The organism is Micromonospora globbae (genome assembly GCF_036184225.1).
GTDB classification, from domain to species: Bacteria; Actinomycetota; Actinomycetes; order Mycobacteriales; family Micromonosporaceae; genus Micromonospora; species Micromonospora globbae.
The window spans coordinates 22,646-39,776 of sequence record NZ_CP108084.1 but is presented as its reverse complement, the minus strand read 5'-3'; the positions used below and the strand labels follow the sequence as shown (position 1 = coordinate 39,776).

Annotated in this window: 16 protein-coding genes and 1 pseudogene; 2 read left to right on the top strand and 15 right to left on the bottom strand. The window is 74.3% G+C overall.

Annotation, left to right across the window (positions count from 1 at the left end):
- Position 1 precedes the first annotated feature (1 nt).
- From OG994_RS00170 to OG994_RS00150, 5 genes are all read right to left on the bottom strand, one after another.
- Positions 2-1,177: a zinc-dependent alcohol dehydrogenase gene (locus tag OG994_RS00170; protein WP_328851833.1), complete on the bottom strand. Its 1,176-nt coding sequence runs from the start codon at positions 1,175-1,177 to the stop codon at positions 2-4.
- The gene (locus OG994_RS00165; protein WP_328851832.1) at positions 1,174-1,809 is read right to left on the bottom strand and encodes an SRPBCC family protein; all 636 of its coding nucleotides are present in this window, start codon (positions 1,807-1,809) and stop codon (positions 1,174-1,176) included. Before OG994_RS00165 ends, OG994_RS00170 begins: the two co-directional genes overlap by 4 nt.
- Positions 1,810-2,097: 288 nt before the next feature.
- Positions 2,098-2,748 (bottom strand): DUF3618 domain-containing protein, encoded by a 651-nt coding sequence (locus OG994_RS00160; protein WP_328851831.1) that lies wholly within the window; start codon positions 2,746-2,748, stop codon positions 2,098-2,100.
- Positions 2,745-3,191 (bottom strand): phage holin family protein, encoded by a 447-nt coding sequence (locus OG994_RS00155; RefSeq protein WP_328851830.1) that lies wholly within the window; start codon positions 3,189-3,191, stop codon positions 2,745-2,747. Before OG994_RS00155 ends, OG994_RS00160 begins: the two co-directional genes overlap by 4 nt.
- A gap of 31 nt (positions 3,192-3,222) precedes the next feature.
- Positions 3,223-3,990, bottom strand: a complete 768-nt coding sequence (locus tag OG994_RS00150; RefSeq protein WP_328851829.1) for a hypothetical protein — start codon at positions 3,988-3,990, stop codon at positions 3,223-3,225.
- A gap of 259 nt (positions 3,991-4,249) precedes the next feature.
- On the opposite strand from OG994_RS00150, the gene OG994_RS00145 reads away from it, so the two are divergent.
- Both OG994_RS00145 and OG994_RS31500 read left to right on the top strand, forming a co-directional pair.
- Positions 4,250-4,732, top strand: a complete 483-nt coding sequence (locus tag OG994_RS00145) for a DUF4383 domain-containing protein (RefSeq protein ID WP_120331148.1) — start codon at positions 4,250-4,252, stop codon at positions 4,730-4,732.
- 116 nt (positions 4,733-4,848) lie between these two features.
- Positions 4,849-5,509 (top strand): annotated as a pseudogene (locus OG994_RS31500) (DUF6766 family protein).
- A gap of 106 nt (positions 5,510-5,615) precedes the next feature.
- Here OG994_RS31500 and OG994_RS00130 read toward each other — a convergent pair.
- From OG994_RS00130 to OG994_RS00085, 10 genes are all read right to left on the bottom strand, one after another.
- Positions 5,616-6,065 carry a GNAT family N-acetyltransferase gene (locus OG994_RS00130; RefSeq protein WP_120331150.1) on the bottom strand — a complete coding sequence of 150 codons (450 nt, stop codon included), beginning with the start codon at positions 6,063-6,065 and terminating at the stop codon, positions 5,616-5,618.
- Positions 6,066-6,135: 70 nt separating this feature from the next.
- On the bottom strand, positions 6,136-7,620 hold the full coding sequence (obgE, locus tag OG994_RS00125; protein WP_328851828.1) for a GTPase ObgE: 1,485 nt from the start codon (positions 7,618-7,620) through the stop codon (positions 6,136-6,138).
- 89 nt (positions 7,621-7,709) lie between these two features.
- The gene (gene rpmA / locus OG994_RS00120; protein ID WP_120331152.1) at positions 7,710-7,964 is read right to left on the bottom strand and encodes a 50S ribosomal protein L27; all 255 of its coding nucleotides are present in this window, start codon (positions 7,962-7,964) and stop codon (positions 7,710-7,712) included.
- Between the two features lie 11 nt (positions 7,965-7,975).
- Complete coding sequence (gene rplU / locus OG994_RS00115) at positions 7,976-8,290, bottom strand: 50S ribosomal protein L21 (RefSeq protein ID WP_120331153.1); 315 nt, start codon at positions 8,288-8,290, stop codon at positions 7,976-7,978.
- A gap of 165 nt (positions 8,291-8,455) precedes the next feature.
- Positions 8,456-9,004 (bottom strand): hypothetical protein, encoded by a 549-nt coding sequence (locus tag OG994_RS00110; RefSeq protein WP_328851827.1) that lies wholly within the window; start codon positions 9,002-9,004, stop codon positions 8,456-8,458.
- A gap of 147 nt (positions 9,005-9,151) precedes the next feature.
- Positions 9,152-12,394 (bottom strand): Rne/Rng family ribonuclease, encoded by a 3,243-nt coding sequence (locus OG994_RS00105; protein WP_328851826.1) that lies wholly within the window; start codon positions 12,392-12,394, stop codon positions 9,152-9,154.
- Positions 12,395-12,524: 130 nt separating this feature from the next.
- Positions 12,525-13,244, bottom strand: a complete 720-nt coding sequence (locus OG994_RS00100; RefSeq protein ID WP_328853631.1) for a TIGR03936 family radical SAM-associated protein — start codon at positions 13,242-13,244, stop codon at positions 12,525-12,527.
- Positions 13,245-13,636: 392 nt separating this feature from the next.
- Entirely contained in the window at positions 13,637-15,133 is a 1,497-nt protein-coding gene (gene mycP, locus OG994_RS00095; RefSeq protein WP_120331155.1) for a type VII secretion-associated serine protease mycosin, read from the bottom strand.
- 10 nt (positions 15,134-15,143) lie between these two features.
- The gene (locus OG994_RS00090; protein WP_328851825.1) at positions 15,144-16,607 is read right to left on the bottom strand and encodes a hypothetical protein; all 1,464 of its coding nucleotides are present in this window, start codon (positions 16,605-16,607) and stop codon (positions 15,144-15,146) included.
- Between the two features lie 13 nt (positions 16,608-16,620).
- Entirely contained in the window at positions 16,621-17,067 is a 447-nt protein-coding gene (locus tag OG994_RS00085) for a hypothetical protein (RefSeq protein WP_120331157.1), read from the bottom strand.
- Positions 17,068-17,131: the final 64 nt, after the last annotated feature.

Sequence of the window (17,131 nt, the reverse complement as noted above, 5' to 3'; positions counted from 1 at the left end):
CTCATCCCACCGGGTGCAGCACGGTACGCAGACAGCCGTCCCGCTTCTTCTCGAACAGCTCGTACCCGCGCACCCCCTGGTCGAGCGGCAGCGGGTGCGTGGCCAGGTAACCGGGATCGATCTCGCCGGCGGCGAGCCGGTCCAGCAGCATCGGGATGTAGCGCTGGGCGTGCATCTGCCCCATGCGCAGCACCAGCGCCTTGTTCATGGCCGCGCCGAGCGGGAACTTGTCGACCAGGCCGGCGTAGACGCCCACGATGCTCACCGTGCCGCCCTTGCGGCAGGCCATGATCGCCTGGCGGACGGAAGTCGGCCGGTCGCTCTGCAGGCGGGCCGACTGCTTCACCCGGTCGTACGCGTAGGTCGGCCCCACGTCGTGCGACTCCATGCCGACGGCCTCGATGCAGGCGTCCGGTCCCCGCCCGGCGGTCATCTCGCGCAGCGCCTCGAGCACGTCGGTGCGCGCGTAGTCGATCGTCTCGACGCCGAGCCGGGCGGCCGCGGTGGCGAGCCGCTCCGGCAGCCGGTCGATGACGATCACCCGCTCGGCGCCGAGGATCTGGGCGCTGCGCGCCGCCATCTGCCCGACCGCGCCGGCGCCCCAGACCGCCACGACCTCGCCGCCCTTCAGCCCGCAGAAGTCGGCCGCCATCCAGCCGGTGGGCATCGCGTCGGAGGCGAAGACCGCCGCGTCGTCGGGCACCCCGTCGGGCACCGGGAACGCGCCGACGTCCCCGAAGGGCACCCGGATGTACTCGGCGTGGCTGCCGGCGTAGCCGCCCGCGGCGTGGGAGTAGCCGAGGATGCCGGCCGGCGAGTGCCCCCAGAGCTTCTCGGTGAGGACCGGCTGGGGGTTGGAGTTGTCGCACAGCGAGAACTGCTCGGTACGGCAGTACCAGCAGCCGCCGCACGCGACCACGGACCCGACCACCACTCGGTCACCGACGCGCAGCCGCTGCACTCCCGGCCCGGTCTCCACGACCTCGCCCATGAACTCGTGGCCCATGACGTCCCCCTCCCGCATCGCGGGGAGGTATCCGTTGATCAGGTGCAGGTCGGAGCCGCACACGCTGCTCGCCCGCACCTTGACGATGATGTCGCCGGCCGCGCGGATCCGGGGCTCCGGCACGTCGCGTACGGCCAGCTTGCCGACACCTTCCCAGCACAGCGCCCTCACGCGCGTCCTCCCGTCGTGAGCTTCTCCCGGACCTTGTCGGTGGCCCGCTCCTGCCGTTCGCTGCGCCCGGACGGGTCACGCCGGGTGTCGATGATCTGGCCGCACTCGACGAGCGACTTCACCCGGCGCAGGGTGTCCCGGAGGGCCAGGTCCGGCTCGTCGCCCCCGACCAGGCCGAACGCCCGGCGTACCGGCCCGGAGCGGTAGCGCAGCTCGGCGCGGATCTCGGTGCCGCGGTCCTGCGGGGCGTCGACGAGTTCGACCCGTCCCTCCTGCCGGACGGGCCCGTCGACGACCGTCCAGCGCAGCAGCCCCGGCCCCTCGACCGTGATCTCCGCCTGCCAGGCGGTGCCTCCGCCGGCCGGGTCCGCCGCCACGCACCGCCAGCGGTCGCCGTCGATCCGTTCGAGGGTCGCCCACTCGGCCAGCGCCCGGTCCAGCCGTTCGCGGTCGGTCCAGAAGCCGATCACCGCGTCCCGTGGCCGGTCCACGGTGATGCCGCGGCGCACCACGTACCACCCGTCCTGCCGCTCGGGCTGGTGCCGCCGGCGGCGTCGGGCCACCAGCCGCCCCACCCCGACGACGCCGACCGTGCCGACGCCGGCCAGCGCCCACCTCGTCGCCCTGCTCATCATCACGCCTCCTCAGGAACCCCCGGGTCCACGCCAGCGCTACCCGCAACAAACCCCCCAAAACCAACCCCACCCGCCCCCTCCCCGCCCCCTCCCCGCCCCTCCCCGCCCCCGCGCGCCCCCAAGCCCCGCGATCTTGCACTTTCTGCCCCGGCGAACCGGGCGTAAGCCGCGAACCGCGGGCCGAAAGTGCAAGATCGCGGAGGTGGGAGGGGGCGGGAGCGGGGGGCACGCGGGTTCGGGGGCACGCGGGGCCGGGGGTGGGCGGGGTTCAGGGTCAGGTCGGGGTCAGGGGGTGACGTGCTGGCGGGCCTGGTGCGCTTGGTCGCGTACGTCCTGGGCGGCCGACCGGGTGTCGTCCTTCACGGCGGCGACCGCCTCCTGGGCGGTCTCCCGGACCGACTCGGTGGCGTGCCGCGCGGGTTCGCGCAACTCCTGCTTCAGCTCGCTCGCGACCTCGCCGAGCTTCTGCGTGACGGCGCCGCCGTGCTCGCTCGCCTTCTCCCTGACCTGCGTCGCCACCTGCTGCTCGCGGCGCGTCGCCGGGATCAGCGAGGACGCCAGCCAGCCCACGCCGAAGGCGATGAGGCCGGCCGCGAGGGGGTTGCCCTGCGACGTACGCCGGACGGCCTGCGGTGCGCGGTGCGCGGCGTCACCCACCGTGGACGCGGCCGAGTGCGCGGCGTCGCCCACCGTGGAGACCGCCGACGAGGCCCGGTCGCCCACCGCGTGCGCGGCGTGGCCGGTGGCGTGGCCGAGGTCGGACGTGGTTCCCATGACCCTGTCCCTCACATTCTGCAGAGCGGTACGGACCCGCTGCTTGCGGTCGTCGACGATGCGGCCGGGGCTGACCTTGTACGCCAGCGCGTCCACATCGGAACTCAGGCTGTTGCGGGTGGCTTCGATCTCCCGGCGGATCTGGTCGGGATCGGTGCTCATCGGGTGACTCCCTCCGGACGTGGCTTGAGCGCGTCGGGGATGCGCTGCACGCTGTCGCTGGTCTGCGCGAGGCCCCGCACGCTCCGCGCGTGCTGCCGGGCCTTCGAGTAGAGGACGGCGGCGATCGCGCCCCACACGACGGCCACGATGAGGGCCGCCCAGCCGGCGTCCATCACGTTGGACAGCCCGGCCCAGAGCGCGAGCGAGAGGAAGAGGGCGACCATGTAGCCGCCGAAGCCGGCGCCGCCGAAGAGCCCCGCGGCCTTGCCGGCCTTGCGGCCCTCCTCGCGGATCTCCGCCTTGGCCAGCTCCACCTCCTGCCGCATGAGCGTGGACAGGTCCGTGGTGACCTGGCGCAGCAGCTCACCGATCGAACTGCCGCGGACCTCGTCCGCGGTGTGCCGGGCGCCGTCCAGTCCGGGCCCCTGCGTCGGCACGCTCATGCCGCCGCCTCCTTCCGGACGCTCGGGCCGCTCACGGACGCACCGTCCCTTGCGACGGCACGCCGGGCAGCGGGTCCGTGTGGGTCACCGGAGGAAGCGGCTGACCGGTGCCGCCCGCCGGGTCGGCGTAGCTGGTCGTGGTCCGCGGGTCGGGGTACGCGACGGGGGCCGGGTCGAGGTAGCCGTCCACCTGGCCCGACGCCTGGCGTACCGACGGCGGGGTGGGGGTCGGGATCACCGCGGTGCGGTCTGGGTCGTCGTACGGGCCGGGGGCCGCGTGCGAGGAGTCGTCGCCGGCGCTGGCGGCGAGGTTGCGGGTCAGCCGGCCGGCGAGCACGCCGAGCACGGCCGCGCCGACGAGGAACGTCGCGGGGTTGCGTCGGGCGTAGTCGCGCACCTCGGAGACGAGGTCGCCGGGCTCCCGTGACTCGAGCCAGCCGGCCACACCGTGCACGCGGTCGGAGGCCTGGCGGGCCAGCTCGCTCACCGGGCCGGACTGACCGCCGTGCTCGGCCATCGCGCGCATCTCGTCGGCGAGCGACCGCAGGCCGCCGGCGGCTCGGCGCTGCTGCTCGCCGGCCTGCGTGACGACCTGGTTGCGGGCCTCGCCGTAGAGGTCGCGGGCCTGCCGGGCGGCCTCACGGCCGACCTCCCGGCCCTGCTCGCGGGCCGTCTCGGCTACCGCGCCGCCCGCGTGGGCAGCCTCCGAGCCGACCTGGCGCGCCTGCTCGCGTACGCCGCCGCCGTTGGCCGAGTCCGGCCCGTACGGGGCCGTCGTGGGTGACAGATCGTAGGTCATGATGTCCCTTCCGCTCGATAAGTCGTCGCGGTGGTGCTTGGGGGAGATGGCGGGGAACGCACCGCCGTCACCGGATGACCTACCCTCCGTCGCCGGGTCCATACCTGTTCCGGCGTTTCTCTGCGCCACGCCCGGTCCGGACTTCAAAATGGAGGATCGTCGGCTGCGTCACGTCGCCGCCACGGAGCGTGACCCACACGGTCCGTACGACCAGTGCCCGGAGCATCCGCGGGCGGAGCAATCCACGGAGGTGGCATCGATGGCACGGGACGCCCGCGGTGGCCGACCGGCGGGGTCGAGGCCCCTGGTCCAGCTGGCCGCCGCGGCGGTCGGCGCGGTGTTCCTCCTGGTCGGCGTGCTGGGCTTCGTCCCGGGGGTGACCACCGGCTACGACCAGCTCACCGCCGCCGGGCACCACTCGGGCGCGAAGCTGTTCGGCGTGTTCCAGATCTCGATCCTGCACAACGCCGTGCACCTGCTGTTCGGGGTGCTCGGCCTCGCGATGGCCCGCACCATCGGGGCGTCCCGCCTGTTCCTGGCCGGCGGCGGCGCCCTCTACCTCGGCATCTGGCTCTACGGGTTCGTGATCAAGCACGAGAGCGCGGCCAACTTCCTGCCGCTCAACAACGCCGACAACTGGCTGCACCTGGGGCTGGGCTTCGGCATGCTCGTGCTCGGGCTGCTGCTCTCCAACCAGTACGGCACGGGCGGCCGGCTGGACACCCCCGTCGACCGTCCCTGAAGGCCACGACACCCGACCGGCGGGTGGCTCGACCGGGGTGGTGCCTGCCGTACGGCGTTTGCCGAGTGATCCGGTAGGGCAACGGAGAGTCACGGATCACCGCCAAGGAGGTCGAGATGCCGCGCTGGCTCCGCAACAACGCTCTCACGATCGCCATGTTCGGCGCGTTCTTCGTCTTCCTGACGTTGCAGAGCGTGTTCGGCTGGCAGACCCACAACGAGGAGCTGGCCGAGTTCGGCGCCGCACCGCTGAGCTGGCCCGCGTACCTGGGCACGGGCCACTTCGCCGAGGCGGTCTTCGAGAACTGGGAGTCGGAGTTCCTCCAGATGGGCGGCTACGTCCTGCTCACCGCGTACCTGGTGCAGCGGGGGTCGGCCGAGTCGAAACCGGAGGGACCAGACGGACCGGCCCGAGGACGACGAGCGCCGCGCCACGCCCGCCTCGCCCTGGCCGGTCCGCGTGGGCGGGGTGCCGCTGCTGATCTACCGCAACAGCCTGTCCCTCGCGCTGCTGCTGATCTTCGCGGGCTCGTTCCTCGGGCACCTGCTCGGCGGCACGGCCCAGTACAACGCCGAGCAGGCGTTGCAGAGCGGCGCCCCGCCGATCAGCGCGCTCCAGTTCCTCGGCACCAGCGACTTCTGGTTCCAGTCGATGCAGAACTGGCAGAGCGAGTTCCTGGCGGTCGGCACGCTGATCGTGCTGAGCATCTTCCTGCGCCAGCACGCCTCGCCCGAGTCGAAGCCGGTCACCGTGGCGCACGCGCAGACCGGAGCCTGAGCCGGGGTGAGGCGTCCGCCCGCGCCCGGCCGTCGTCAGGCCGCGCCCGGCCGACGCCGTCAGGACCGGCAGCCGCCCGCCGTCACCGCGCGGCCGCCGGGCTCGATCAGGCCCGCACCGGCAGGCGCTTGGCGAAGCAGACGCTGTACGGGTTGCCGACGTACGGGCCGTAGACGGGGATCGGCTCGTACCCGCACGAGGTGTAGAGCCCGATGGCGGCCGGCAGGTAGGTGCCCGTCTCCAGGCAGATCCTCGTGTGGCCGCGCTGGTAGGCCAGTTCCTCCAGCGCCGCCAGCAACTGGCGGGCGATCCCCCGGCCGCGCAGCGCCGGCCGGACGTACATCCGCTTGACCTCGCCGGTCTCCTCGTCGAGCGCCTGGAGGCCGCCGCAGGCGACCGCCCGGCCGTTGACCACCACCGCGAGGTAGCGGATGTCGTCGTGGGTCGCCGTCGCCTGCCCGTCCAGCCCGCCGTCGGCTTCGCGCAGCTCACGCTGCTGGGCGGTGACGAGCGCGGCGATCTCGGGGTCGGTGGCGGGGCGGGACTCGATCAGCACCCTCTCACGGTATGCCGGGCGGATTTCCGCCAGGTTTCCGCGGAACGGCCCGATCGCGGACGGTACGGGGCTATTCGGCGTCCTCGCTGCCGCTCGCCACGTCCGCCCCGACCCCGTCCGCCTCGACCCCGCCCGCCTCGATCTCGTCGGCCGGACGCTGCCGGCGGGCCTTGCGGGCGGCCAGCCGCTCGGCCGCGGTGGCCCGCGTCGGCCTCTCCTCCAACCGCTGGTCGGTGCCCCGGACGCCGGGGACGAAGTCGGCGCCGGCGTAGAGGGTGGGCTGCCAGTCGAACTCGCGCTCCCCGATCCGCACCAGGTCCCCGGGCTGGGCACCAGCCTTGGCGAGCTGGTCCTCGACGCCGAGCCGGGCCAGCCGGTCGGCGAGGTAGCCGACCGCCTCGTCGTTGTCGAAGTTCGTCTGCCGGACCCAGCGCTCCGGGCGCGCCCCGCGCACCGTGTACGAGCCGTCGGGCTCCGCCTCCACGGTGAAGCCGGCGTCGTCCACGGCGGTCGGCCGGATCACGATCCGGGTGGGCTCGGCGACCGGCGCCGCGGCGCGGGCCGCCTCGACCAGCTCCGCCATGGCGTACGTGAGCTCCTTGAGCCCTTCCCGCGTGGCGGTGGACACCTCGAACACGCGGAACCCGCGCGCCTCCAGATCGGGCCGGACCATCTCCGCGAGGTCACGGCCGTCCGGAATGTCGATCTTGTTGAGCGCCACGAGCCGGGGCCGGTCGGCGAGGCCGCCGTACTCGTTCAGCTCGGCCTCGATGGCGTCGATGTCGGCCAGCGGGTCGCGGTCGAGCTCCAGCGTCGCGGTGTCGATGACGTGCACCAGCACGGCGCAGCGCTCGATGTGCCGGAGGAACTCCAACCCCAGGCCCTTGCCGCTCGCCGCGCCGGGGATCAGGCCGGGCACGTCGGCGACCGTGAACGTGTGGTTGTCGACGCGCACCACGCCCAGGTTCGGCACCAGGGTGGTGAACGGGTAGTCGGCGATCTTCGGCTTGGCCGCCGAGATCACCGAGATGAGGGAGGACTTTCCGGCCGACGGGAAACCGACCAGCCCGACGTCGGCGACGCTCTTCAGCTCCAGCACCACGTCGAGCTTCTCGCCCGGTTCGCCCAGTTCCGCGAAGCCGGGCGCCTTGCGCCGGGCGTTGGCCAGCGCCGCGTTGCCCCGGCCGCCGCGGCCGCCGCGGGCCACCTCGAAGGTGGTGCCGGCGCCCACCATGTCGGCCAGGACCGTGCCGTCGAGGGTCTGCACCACGGTCCCGTTGGGGACCTTGAGCACCAGGTCGGCACCGTTGGCGCCGTCCCGGTGCGAGCCGGCGCCGCCCTTGCCGTTCCCCGCCTTCACGTGCGGGCGGAAGTGGAAGTCGAGCAGCGTGTGCACCTGCGGGTCGACGACGAGCGACACGCTGCCGCCGTGCCCACCGTTGCCGCCGTCCGGGCCGCCGAACGGCTTGAACTTCTCCCGGTGGATCGAGACACAGCCGTGCCCGCCGTCGCCAGCCTGCAGGTGCAGGACGACCCGGTCAACGAACGTCGTCACGCCGTCAATCCTTCCAGCGGGGACCGCCCCGCATCAGAAAACGCGAAGCGGGCCGGGACACCAGGTCCACGGCCCGCAACGCCGGAGAACTACTGCTGCGGCACGATGCTGACGGTCTTGCGACCGCGCTTGGTGCCGAACTGGACCGCACCGTCGGCCAGCGCGAAGAGCGTGTCGTCGCCACCGCGGCCGACCAGGTCACCGGGGTGGAACTTGGTGCCCCGCTGCCGGACGAGGATCTCGCCGGCGCTGACCACCTGACCACCGAAGCGCTTCACGCCGAGCCGCTGCGCCGCGGAGTCACGGCCGTTACGCGAGCTGGACGCACCCTTTTTGTGAGCCATCTGTGGACGACCTACTTCCCGCTGGAGATGCCGGTCACCTTGACCTGGGTCAGCGGCTGGCGGTGACCCTGGCGCTTGTGGTAGCCGGTCTTGTTCTTGAACTTGTGGATCCGGATCTTGGGGCCCTTGGTGTGCGCGGCGATCTCGCCGGACACCGCGACCTTGGCAAGCTGGGCCGCGTCGGTCACCAGGTCGTCACCGTCGACGAGGAGCACCGCGGTGAGCTGCACCGCGTCGCCGGGGGCGCCGGCGAGCTTCTCGACCTCGATCACGTCGCCCTCGGCGACCTTGTACTGCTTGCCGCCGGTCTTGACGATCGCGTACATCGGAGGCGGACTCCCTGTCGTTGAGGCTGCTGGTGGTCGTCCCCGCGGCGGCTCGCCGGGTAGCAGTGGCACGGCGGCGCGGGCACGCGGGAACTCGGCACACAAGAGTGCGCCGCAGGCAAGCGTACGCCATGGGCCCGCCCCGCCCCAAACCGACCCGGCCGATCAGCCCCGGCAGAGCTGGTCGAGGCGCTGCCGGAGGCGGTCCAGCTCGGTCTCGTCGAGCCCGCCCACGTCGGTGCCCATCGCCGCGACCTCGGCGTCCAGGTCGCGCAGGAGCGCGGTGAGCGACGGGTCCGCGGCCCGCGCCGACTGCTCCCGGAGGGTGCGCCGCCAGCCGTCGAGCGCCGCCTCGGCCCGGCGCCGGGCGGTCTCGGCGGCCGTGTGGTCGCTCGCCCCGATGGCCGCGACCATCCTGCCGAGTTCCTCGTCGTACGCCCGGATCGCGGTGGCCTCCGCCCGCTGGACCGCGGCGCAGACCGCCGGGGCGTTCCCGCCGGCCGGCGCACCACCCCCGGCGGCCGGGCCGGCGGTCGGAGCCGCGGGCGGACCGCTCCCGGTGGCCGGACCCGCGGTCGGACCGCTCCCGCTCGTGGCCGGCGCGGTCGGGCCCGGCGCGGTCCCGGTCGGCGACGCCGCCCCCGGGCCGGTGCCGCCGCAGCCGCCGGCCGCGCAGAGGCCCGTGACCAGCACGGTGGCGACGAGCAGACGCATCGGCATCCCTCCGCGAGGTCCCGGCCGCGGACGACAGCCCCGCCGGCGACGACCAGCTCCGCCGCACGGACCGGGCCCCGTCCCCGCATCGTGCCGGGGATGGGGCCCTGCCGTCCACTCGCCGGTCCGCCCTCGTGGGCAGGGCCGCTACGGGCGGGTACGCCGCCGGGCGCCGCCACGGCGGGATCGCCGCCGGCCGGTGCCGCCGACCTCCTCGTCGCCCTCGTCGCCGAGCGCGTCCGGGTCGTCCGCGGCCGCCAACCGCGCCGCGTCACCCGCCTGGCTGTCGGCGACCGCCGGGGCGGCCTCCGTGTCCGTCTCGTAGCGGGAGAGGTCGTAGCCCATCGTGTCGTAGTAGTCGGCCTCGTGGCTGGTGGCCGCGTCGGACCCCGTGACGGCGGCCGCGCTGGTGGTCGCGTCCGCGGCGGTGGTGTCGGCGTCGGTGTCGGCCTCGCTGACCTCGGCCACGGCGCGCTCCACCGGGGCGCTCTTGCGCGCCCGGCGCCGCGAACCGGCACCGCCGGACTCGGCGACCGGGGCGGCGACCGCCGAGGCCACCGCCTTGACCTTCTCGCCCGCACCGCCCGTACGCGGCTTCTCCGGCACCGGCTCGGTGTGGATGATCACGCCGCGGCCCTTGCAGCACTCGCAGGTCTCGCTGAACGCCTCCAGCAGCCCGGCGCCGATCCGCTTGCGGGTCATCTGCACGAGGCCCAGCGAGGTGATCTCGGTGACCTGGTGCTTGGTGCGGTCCCGGCCGAGGCACTCGGTCAGCCGACGGAGCACCAGCTCCCGGTTCGACTCCAGCACCATGTCGATGAAGTCGATCACGATGATGCCGCCGATGTCGCGCAGCCGGAGCTGCCGGACGATCTCCTCGGCGGCCTCGAGGTTGTTCCGGGTGACCGTCTCCTCCAGGTTGCCGCCGGCGCCCGTGTACTTGCCCGTGTTGACGTCGACCACGGTCATCGCCTCGGTCCGGTCGATCACCAGGTGGCCGCCGGAGGGAAGGAAGACCTTGCGGTCGAGGCCCTTGAGGATCTGCTCGTCGATCCGGTACTCGGCGAAGACGTCGGTCGTGCCGACGTGCCGGCGCAGCCGCGGCACCAGGTCCGGCGAGACGTGCGACAGGTACGACTCGACCATGTCGTACGACTCGTCGCCCTCGATGACCAGTTCGCGGAAGTCCTCGTTGAACAGGTCCCGGACCACGCGGATGACCAGGTCGGGCTCCTCGTAGAGCAGCACCGGCGCGCCGCCCTCGGCCGCCTTGGCCTGGATGTCCTCCCACTGCGCCTGGAGCCGCTTGACGTCCCGGGCCAGCTCGTCCTCGCTGGCGCCCTCGGCGGCCGTCCGGACGATCACACCGGCACCGTCCGGCACCAGCTTCTTCAGCACGTCCCGCAGCCGCTTGCGCTCGGTGTCCGGCAGCTTCCGGCTGATCCCGGACGCGTTGCCGTTCGGCACGTACACGAGGTGCCGGCCGGAGAGCGCGATGTGGCTGGTCAGCCGGGCGCCCTTGTGCCCGATCGGGTCCTTGGTGACCTGGACGAGCACCGAGTCGCCGGACTTGAGCGCCTGCTCGATCGAGCGGGCGCGGCCCTCCAGGCCGGTGGCGTCCCAGTTGACCTCGCCGGCGTACAGCACGGCGTTACGGCCCCGCCCGATGTCGACGAACGCCGCCTCCATGCTGGGCAGGACGTTCTGCACCTTGCCGAGGTAGACGTTGCCGGCCATCGTGGCCGACGAGTTGCGCGTGACGTAGTGCTCGACGAGGACGCCGTCCTCGAGCACCGCGATCTGCGTACGGTCGCCGCGCTGCCGGACCGCCATCACGCGGTCCACCGCCTCCCGGCGGGCCAGGAACTCGGCCTCGCTGAGGATTGGCGGGCGCGTACGCCGCTGCTCCCGGCCGTCCCGGCGGCGCTGGCGCTTGGCCTCCAGCCGGGTGGACCCGGAGACGCCCTGCACCTCGTCCACGGTCCGGCGGGGCTCCCGGATCTTGACGACCGTCGGGACGCCGTCGTCCGCGACCGTCGCCTCGGTGTCACCGGCACCCCGGCGGCGGCGCCGCCGGCGACGCCGGGTCAGCCCCTCGCCGCCGTCGGTGTCCTCGTCCTCGGCCTCCTCGACGGCCTCCTCCGGCTCGGCCTCGGCCTGGGCCGCCGCCTCCTCGGACTCCTCGTCCTCGGCCTCCTCGACGCCGCCCCTGCCCCGGCCGCGCCCGCGGCGGCCACGCCGGCGCCGGCGCCGGCCCGCCAGGGACTCGTCCTCGTCCTCCTCCGCCTCGGCGGCCTCGACGGCCTCCTCGGTCGGCTCCTGCTCGGCCTCGACGGCCTCCACCGGCTCGGCCTCGCGGCGACCCCGGCGGCGACGGCGGGGCTGCTCGGCGGGCTCCTCGCCGGCCGGCTCCTCGCTCGGGCCGGGCTCCACGACCCGGACGAGGGGCACCGCGTCCGGCTGCGGGGGCATGAAGAGCACGGTGGGCGCGGACAGCGCGGCCCGCCGGCGGGGCGTACGCCGCTCCTCCGGCTCGGCGGCCTCGGCCGGCTCGGTCAACCGCTCGGCGGCCCCGGGCACGGCGACACCGGGCGGCACCTCCCCCGACTGGGGCTCCGCGCCGCTGGTGGGCCGCTTCGTGGCCGCCTCGGCGGCCGGCGGAGCCTCGCCGGGCTTCCCGCCGGCGGTCTCCTCGGTGGCCGCGCCGGCCTCGGCGGTCGCCGGTCCCGCCTCGGCGGCCGGCTCCTCGGAGGTCTCGGCGGGCGTCTCCGCCACCGGCTCGGCCGACTCCTCGGTGGTGTCGGCGGGCGTCTCCGCGGCCGGTCGGGTCGGCTCGGTGGCGGTCTCCGCGGCCGGCTCGGCCTCGGTGACCGGCTCGCCCGGCAGGCCGGCGGTCTCGGCGGGCGTCTCCGCCGCCGGCTCGGCCGCCGCGGGCGCGGTCTTGCGCCGCCGCGTACGGGTGACCTTGACGGGCGGGACGACCTCCGCGGAGGCCTCCTCGGCGGACGCCGCGACCACCGGCTCCTCGACGGCCTTCGCGGCGGTCGCCTTGCGGCGCCGACGCGGGGTCTTCGGCGCGTCGTCGAGGTCGCCGGAGAGCGGCGCGAAGACCTCCGCCTGGGGGGACTCCGCGCTGCCGGTGCCGGTGGCGGGCGCCGCGGCCGGCGCGTCGACCTGCTCCGGCTGGTTCACCGGTGTGGCACGCCGCCGGGTGGCCCGGGCCCGTCGGGCGGGTGGGGCCTCGGCGGCCGGGGCCTCGTCGGCGACGCCCCGCGTGCCGGTCGCCTCGCCGGCGGCGCCCCCGTCCACGGGGTTCTTCTGCTGTTCGGCGGTCTCGCCGGCCGGCTGTGAACCGGGCCGTTCGCCGCCCTCGGGCTCGTTCTCGAGCATGGACGTTCTCCAGTTCTGGCTGCCCCGGGCGCGGGTGAGCGCTGCCACGCAGGGTCGCCGCAAAGGTGTTTCCGCCGGCGCGCGAGGTGCGCGACGGCCGAAGTCTGCCTACCTGAACGCCGACCGTCGGTCAGCGTTCACCGATGGTTGCCCCGTCGCGGTCCGCATCCAACGGATCCACGATCTCGCCCTGCGCGGTCAGCGTGCCCTGAGCCAGCCGGGTCACACGCGGCGGAACCGGCGGCTCCAGGCCGGCCACCACGCGGAGGCCGGAAAGGACGTCATCGGGCCGTACGGACGGGGTGACCTGCCGCACGACCACTTCGAGTATCGCACACGGTACGGCCGGTCCCCCGGAAGGCGTCTCCGTCGGTGCCGCCACATCGATGGCGATGACCGCCCCTCGCGCGTCGAAGGTGCGCCGGCCCTGCTTGGTCATCCGCTCGACCAGCACCTCTCCGGCGGCGGTGAACGCGTCGACCGCGGCGCGGAGCGCGGACGGGTCCACCTCCGGCAACTCCACCCGCCAGGACGACGCCTCGATCCGGTCGGCCAGGCTGCCGCCGGTCGCCACCACCGCGTCCACCACGTCGAGCCCCGGCGAGAGCGCCGCGTCCAACGCGATCCGCAGCTGTTCCGGGTCGACCGGCGCCTGAAGCGCGATCTCCAGGTATTCCGCCTCGCTCGCCACACCCGTCGGGGCGGCGCTCGCGTACGAGATCTTCGGGTGCGGGGTGAAGCCCTGCGAGTAGGCCACCGGTACGCCGGCCCGGCGTACGGCCCGCTCGAAGGCCCGGGCGAAGTCCCGGTGCGAGGTGAACCGCAGCGGCCCCCGCTTGGCGTACCGGATCCGGACGCGCTGGACGACCGGCGCCTGGCCGCCCTCGGGTTGAGGCTTTCTGGCGATCGTGAGCTCCTCGGGTGAACCTGCGTGTCCGTTCCATCCTGGCGCAGGGCCCGGGACGGGACGCGGCCGGGGCAGCCGGACCCCGGATGAACCGGCACGAAGCGGTCGTCCCGGCCCGGCGGGAACCGCCTCCCAGAGCGCGGTGACCGGCCGGTGATCGGCCCCGAAACCGTGCGGTTCGTCACTTGGAGGAGGGGCACCGAATCGGCCAGGCGTGGCACACGTGGCCGGCCGGCACGCCCACCCCCGCGGCCGATCGGGACCACACGCCCCGGCCTCGCTGCGGCCACGCCGGCGGCCCGCCGAGACGCACGGTCCCCGGCGGGCCACGACGGTCAGGACGGGTTGCCACTCCCCGGCGGCGGGTACGACCCCGGCGGTGCGGGAGGCGCGCCGGGCGGGGCGTACGGGCCACCCTGCGGGGGCGGCTGGTACCCGCCGGCCGGCGGCCCGTAACCGCCCGGAACGGGCGGCGCGCCCGGGGAGCCGTAGCCGCCCGGGGTCGGGGGACCGTAGCCGGGGGCCGGGGAGCCGTAGCCGCCGGGGGCCGGCGGCGCGCCCGGCGGGAGGTGACCGGCCGGGACGGGTGGCCCACCGGGCTGCCCGTAGCCGTGACCGGCCGCCTGGTCGAGCGCCTCGTCCGGGACGTCGGCCGCCCGGGCCGCCTCACGCCGGTACCTGCGGCGGTTCCAGATCAGGAACACCACCAGCGCCACCAGCACCACGAGCGCCACGGCGATGCCGATGCCGATCACCATGACCTGCTGGTCGGTGGGGCCACCCCGGTCGCCGTACTTCGTGACGTCGAACTCGTCGTCCTCGGCCGCCTGGTCGGGAGCCGCGCTGGCGCTGGCCGCCGGGCCGAGCAGCGGGTTCGCGGAGACCCGCGGCACGTCCGCGGTCAGCGCGGCGACCGGGTCGATGAGGCCGAAGCCGTACTGAGGGTCGCGGCCGGTCGGACCCGCGTCCCGGGCGGTCCGGATGATCCGGTTGATGACGTTCGGCGCGTCGAGATCCGGGTGCTCCGCGCGGATCAGCGCCGCGACGCCCGAGACGATGGCCGCGGCGTCCGAGGTGCCGTCGCCCCACCCGTAGCCGTGCTCGGGCCCGATGTTGAAGATGCCGTCGCCGGGAGCGGCGATCACCGCCTCCGGCCCCTGGACGGAGCCCGACCAGAAGCTGCCGCCCCGGGTCGTGCCGGTCACCGCGATGACGCCGGGCGTGTTCGCGGGGCTGCTGACGTCCACCGCGCCGTCGGCCGTGTTGCCGGCGGCGGCGATCACGACGACGTCCTTCTCCAGCGCGTACCGGATCGCGCTCTCCTGGTCGGGGTCGGACATACCGGGCGCGCCGAAGGACATGTTGATCACCTTGGCGCCGGCGTCGACCGCCATCCGGATGCCGAGAGCGACCGCCTCGTTGCTGTTCTGGCCGGTGCCCTTGCGCAGCTTGATGGGGAGGATCTTCGCGTCGGGCGCGACCCCGACCACGCCGTCGCTCCCGGCGTTCCGCGCCGCGATGATCCCGGCCATGTGCGTGCCGTGGCCGTCCTCGTCGGCGCGCCCGTCTCCCGGGGCGCCGTAGCTGCGCGCCCCGGGAAGCACCTGGCCACGAAGCTCCGGATGGGTGGCGTCGACGCCGCTGTCCAGCACCGCCACGACCACTCCGCGGCCGGTGGAGACCTTGTGTGCCCGGTCGATGCGCAGCTCGTCCAGGTACCACTGCTCGGCCCGCCGGTCGGCCGCGGCCGCCGGTTGGGCGGCCCCCAGCACCATCAGCCCGGCCAGCAGGCCGGCTGTGATCGGCCGGAGTGCGCCGACGTTCACCCTCATCCGTCCGTCCTTATCGCAGGATGCCCGGGGACGCGGAGCCGTCGCTGCCCCACGGATCGTCGTCCTCAGTCAACCACGACGAGTGCTCGCTGCCGGAGCTGCCGGCGCCGGCGCCGTGACCGCCCATGCCACCGCCCATCATGCCGGCGCCCATCATCCCGGCGCCCCGAGCACCGCCCGCGCCCGCGCCCGCGGCGCCGGCGCCACCGGCCGCGGCACGCAGGGCGTTGGCGGCGCTGGTCATGGGCGGCACCTTGCCGTTGCCGCCGCCCATCATGCCGGGGACGGCGCCCACGCCGATCCCGCCGGCCGCGCCGACGCCACCGCCGCCGATCCCGCCGGCCGCACCCACGCCGCCGCCGCCGATCCCGCCGGCCCCGGCGCTGCCCAGCCCGGGGCCGCCCGCGCCGCTGTACCCGCTTCCGATGGTGCTGGGCGGTGAGGCGCCGGCGAGGCCGGTGCCGAAGTCGCTGTCGCCGGTGCCCGGGTAACCGGCGGACGGCGGCGTGAGGCTGCCGGGGCCGCCGCCGATGCCACCCGTGCCGCCACCTCCGTGGTCACCGCCGCCGATCGTCGGCGGGGTGATCTTGGGAGTGTCGCCGCGGTACGGGCCGGGGTCGCCCATCTTCGGGGTCGAGCTGTCGATGGAGGGGCGGACGCTGCTGGGATCGGCTCCGCCGTCGAAGCCGCCGCCGATGTCGGGGCGGCCCGTCGGCGGGACGCGGTCCTCCGGCCGGTAGCCGCCGTAGTCGTCCTGGCCGGACGGCGCCCGCACGATGAGCTTCGGGCGCTCGTCGACCACCGCGGTGGGCAGCGGCGACATGGCCTTGTTGGCCGCCGACATGTTGTCGTTGTACCAGTTGTCCAGGTGGGACTTGGTGTCCCACAAGCCGCCCCGCTTGTTGTCACTGGCCTGGCCGTCGACCTTCATGGTCGCCTCCAGGTCATCCGCCTTGTCGCGGAACGCGCCGTCGGCGTACGACGCGGGGTTGCTCTGGTAGTCCTTGCGCAACGCCGCGAGGAAGCCCGACTGGCTCTCGCCGTCGCGCGCGTCGTCGAGCTCGGTGCCGTTGGGCAGGCTCCACTCGTTCCAGCCGAAGTCGTCCATGAGCGGGATCGGGATGCTCGCGACGGCCTTGCGGATGTCGGCCTCGATCCGGGTGAGCGCCCCGCTCACGTTGCTCGCGTCGGTGATGAGCTCCTCGATGTCCTTGCCCATCTCACCGAGGTGCTCGCGGTACGCGTCACCGCCGCTGCCCTTCCAGCCGGCGAGCATGCCGGGCAGACCGCCGACGTTCGGGCGCTCCGTGCCGGGCGCGACCGGCCCGATGAACGAGCGCCCGGCCAGGGCGTCGCGCAGGTAGCCCAGCGCGGTCGACAGGTTCTTCCAGCCCGCGCCGACCGAACCGACCGTCTCCGGATCCGCCGAGAGCGTCACCTCGCGGACGCACCGCTCCCACGTTCCTCCAGCCATGACCCTCTCCCCCTCAGGCCGTGTACGGGTAGGTGGACGGCGGCGTTCCGCCCGCCTGCGGCGGCGGAGCGGCGGACTCCAGCATCCGTTCGATCTCCTTGCCCGTGGCGGCGTTGCGCGCCTCGACGTCGCGGAACGCCTGGGCGATGTCCTCGGTGCCCTTCTTGAGCGCGGCGAGCCGGGTGGAGAGCTGCTTGATGTGAGCCTCCATGTTGGCCGTCGACGTGGTCAGCGCCTGCCACTGCATCCGGGCGTCCTCGTACGCCCCGAAGGGCGTGCCGTTGGGGACCGTCTGACCGTGCTCGCTGTCCCCCTTCATCCGCTCCTTGATGCGCTCCATCTCGTAGGTGATGGTCTCGTCGACGTACTGCTTCAAACGCTCGACGTACGCCGCCGCCGCGTCGAGGTCCTCGACGCTGACGGTCAGATCGCCGACGTCCGGCGGTCTGATGTCACCCATGTTGCTGCCCTCCCCGTCGCCGACCGGCCAATCGGTCCATGTGGGACGCAGCGTATCCATTGAC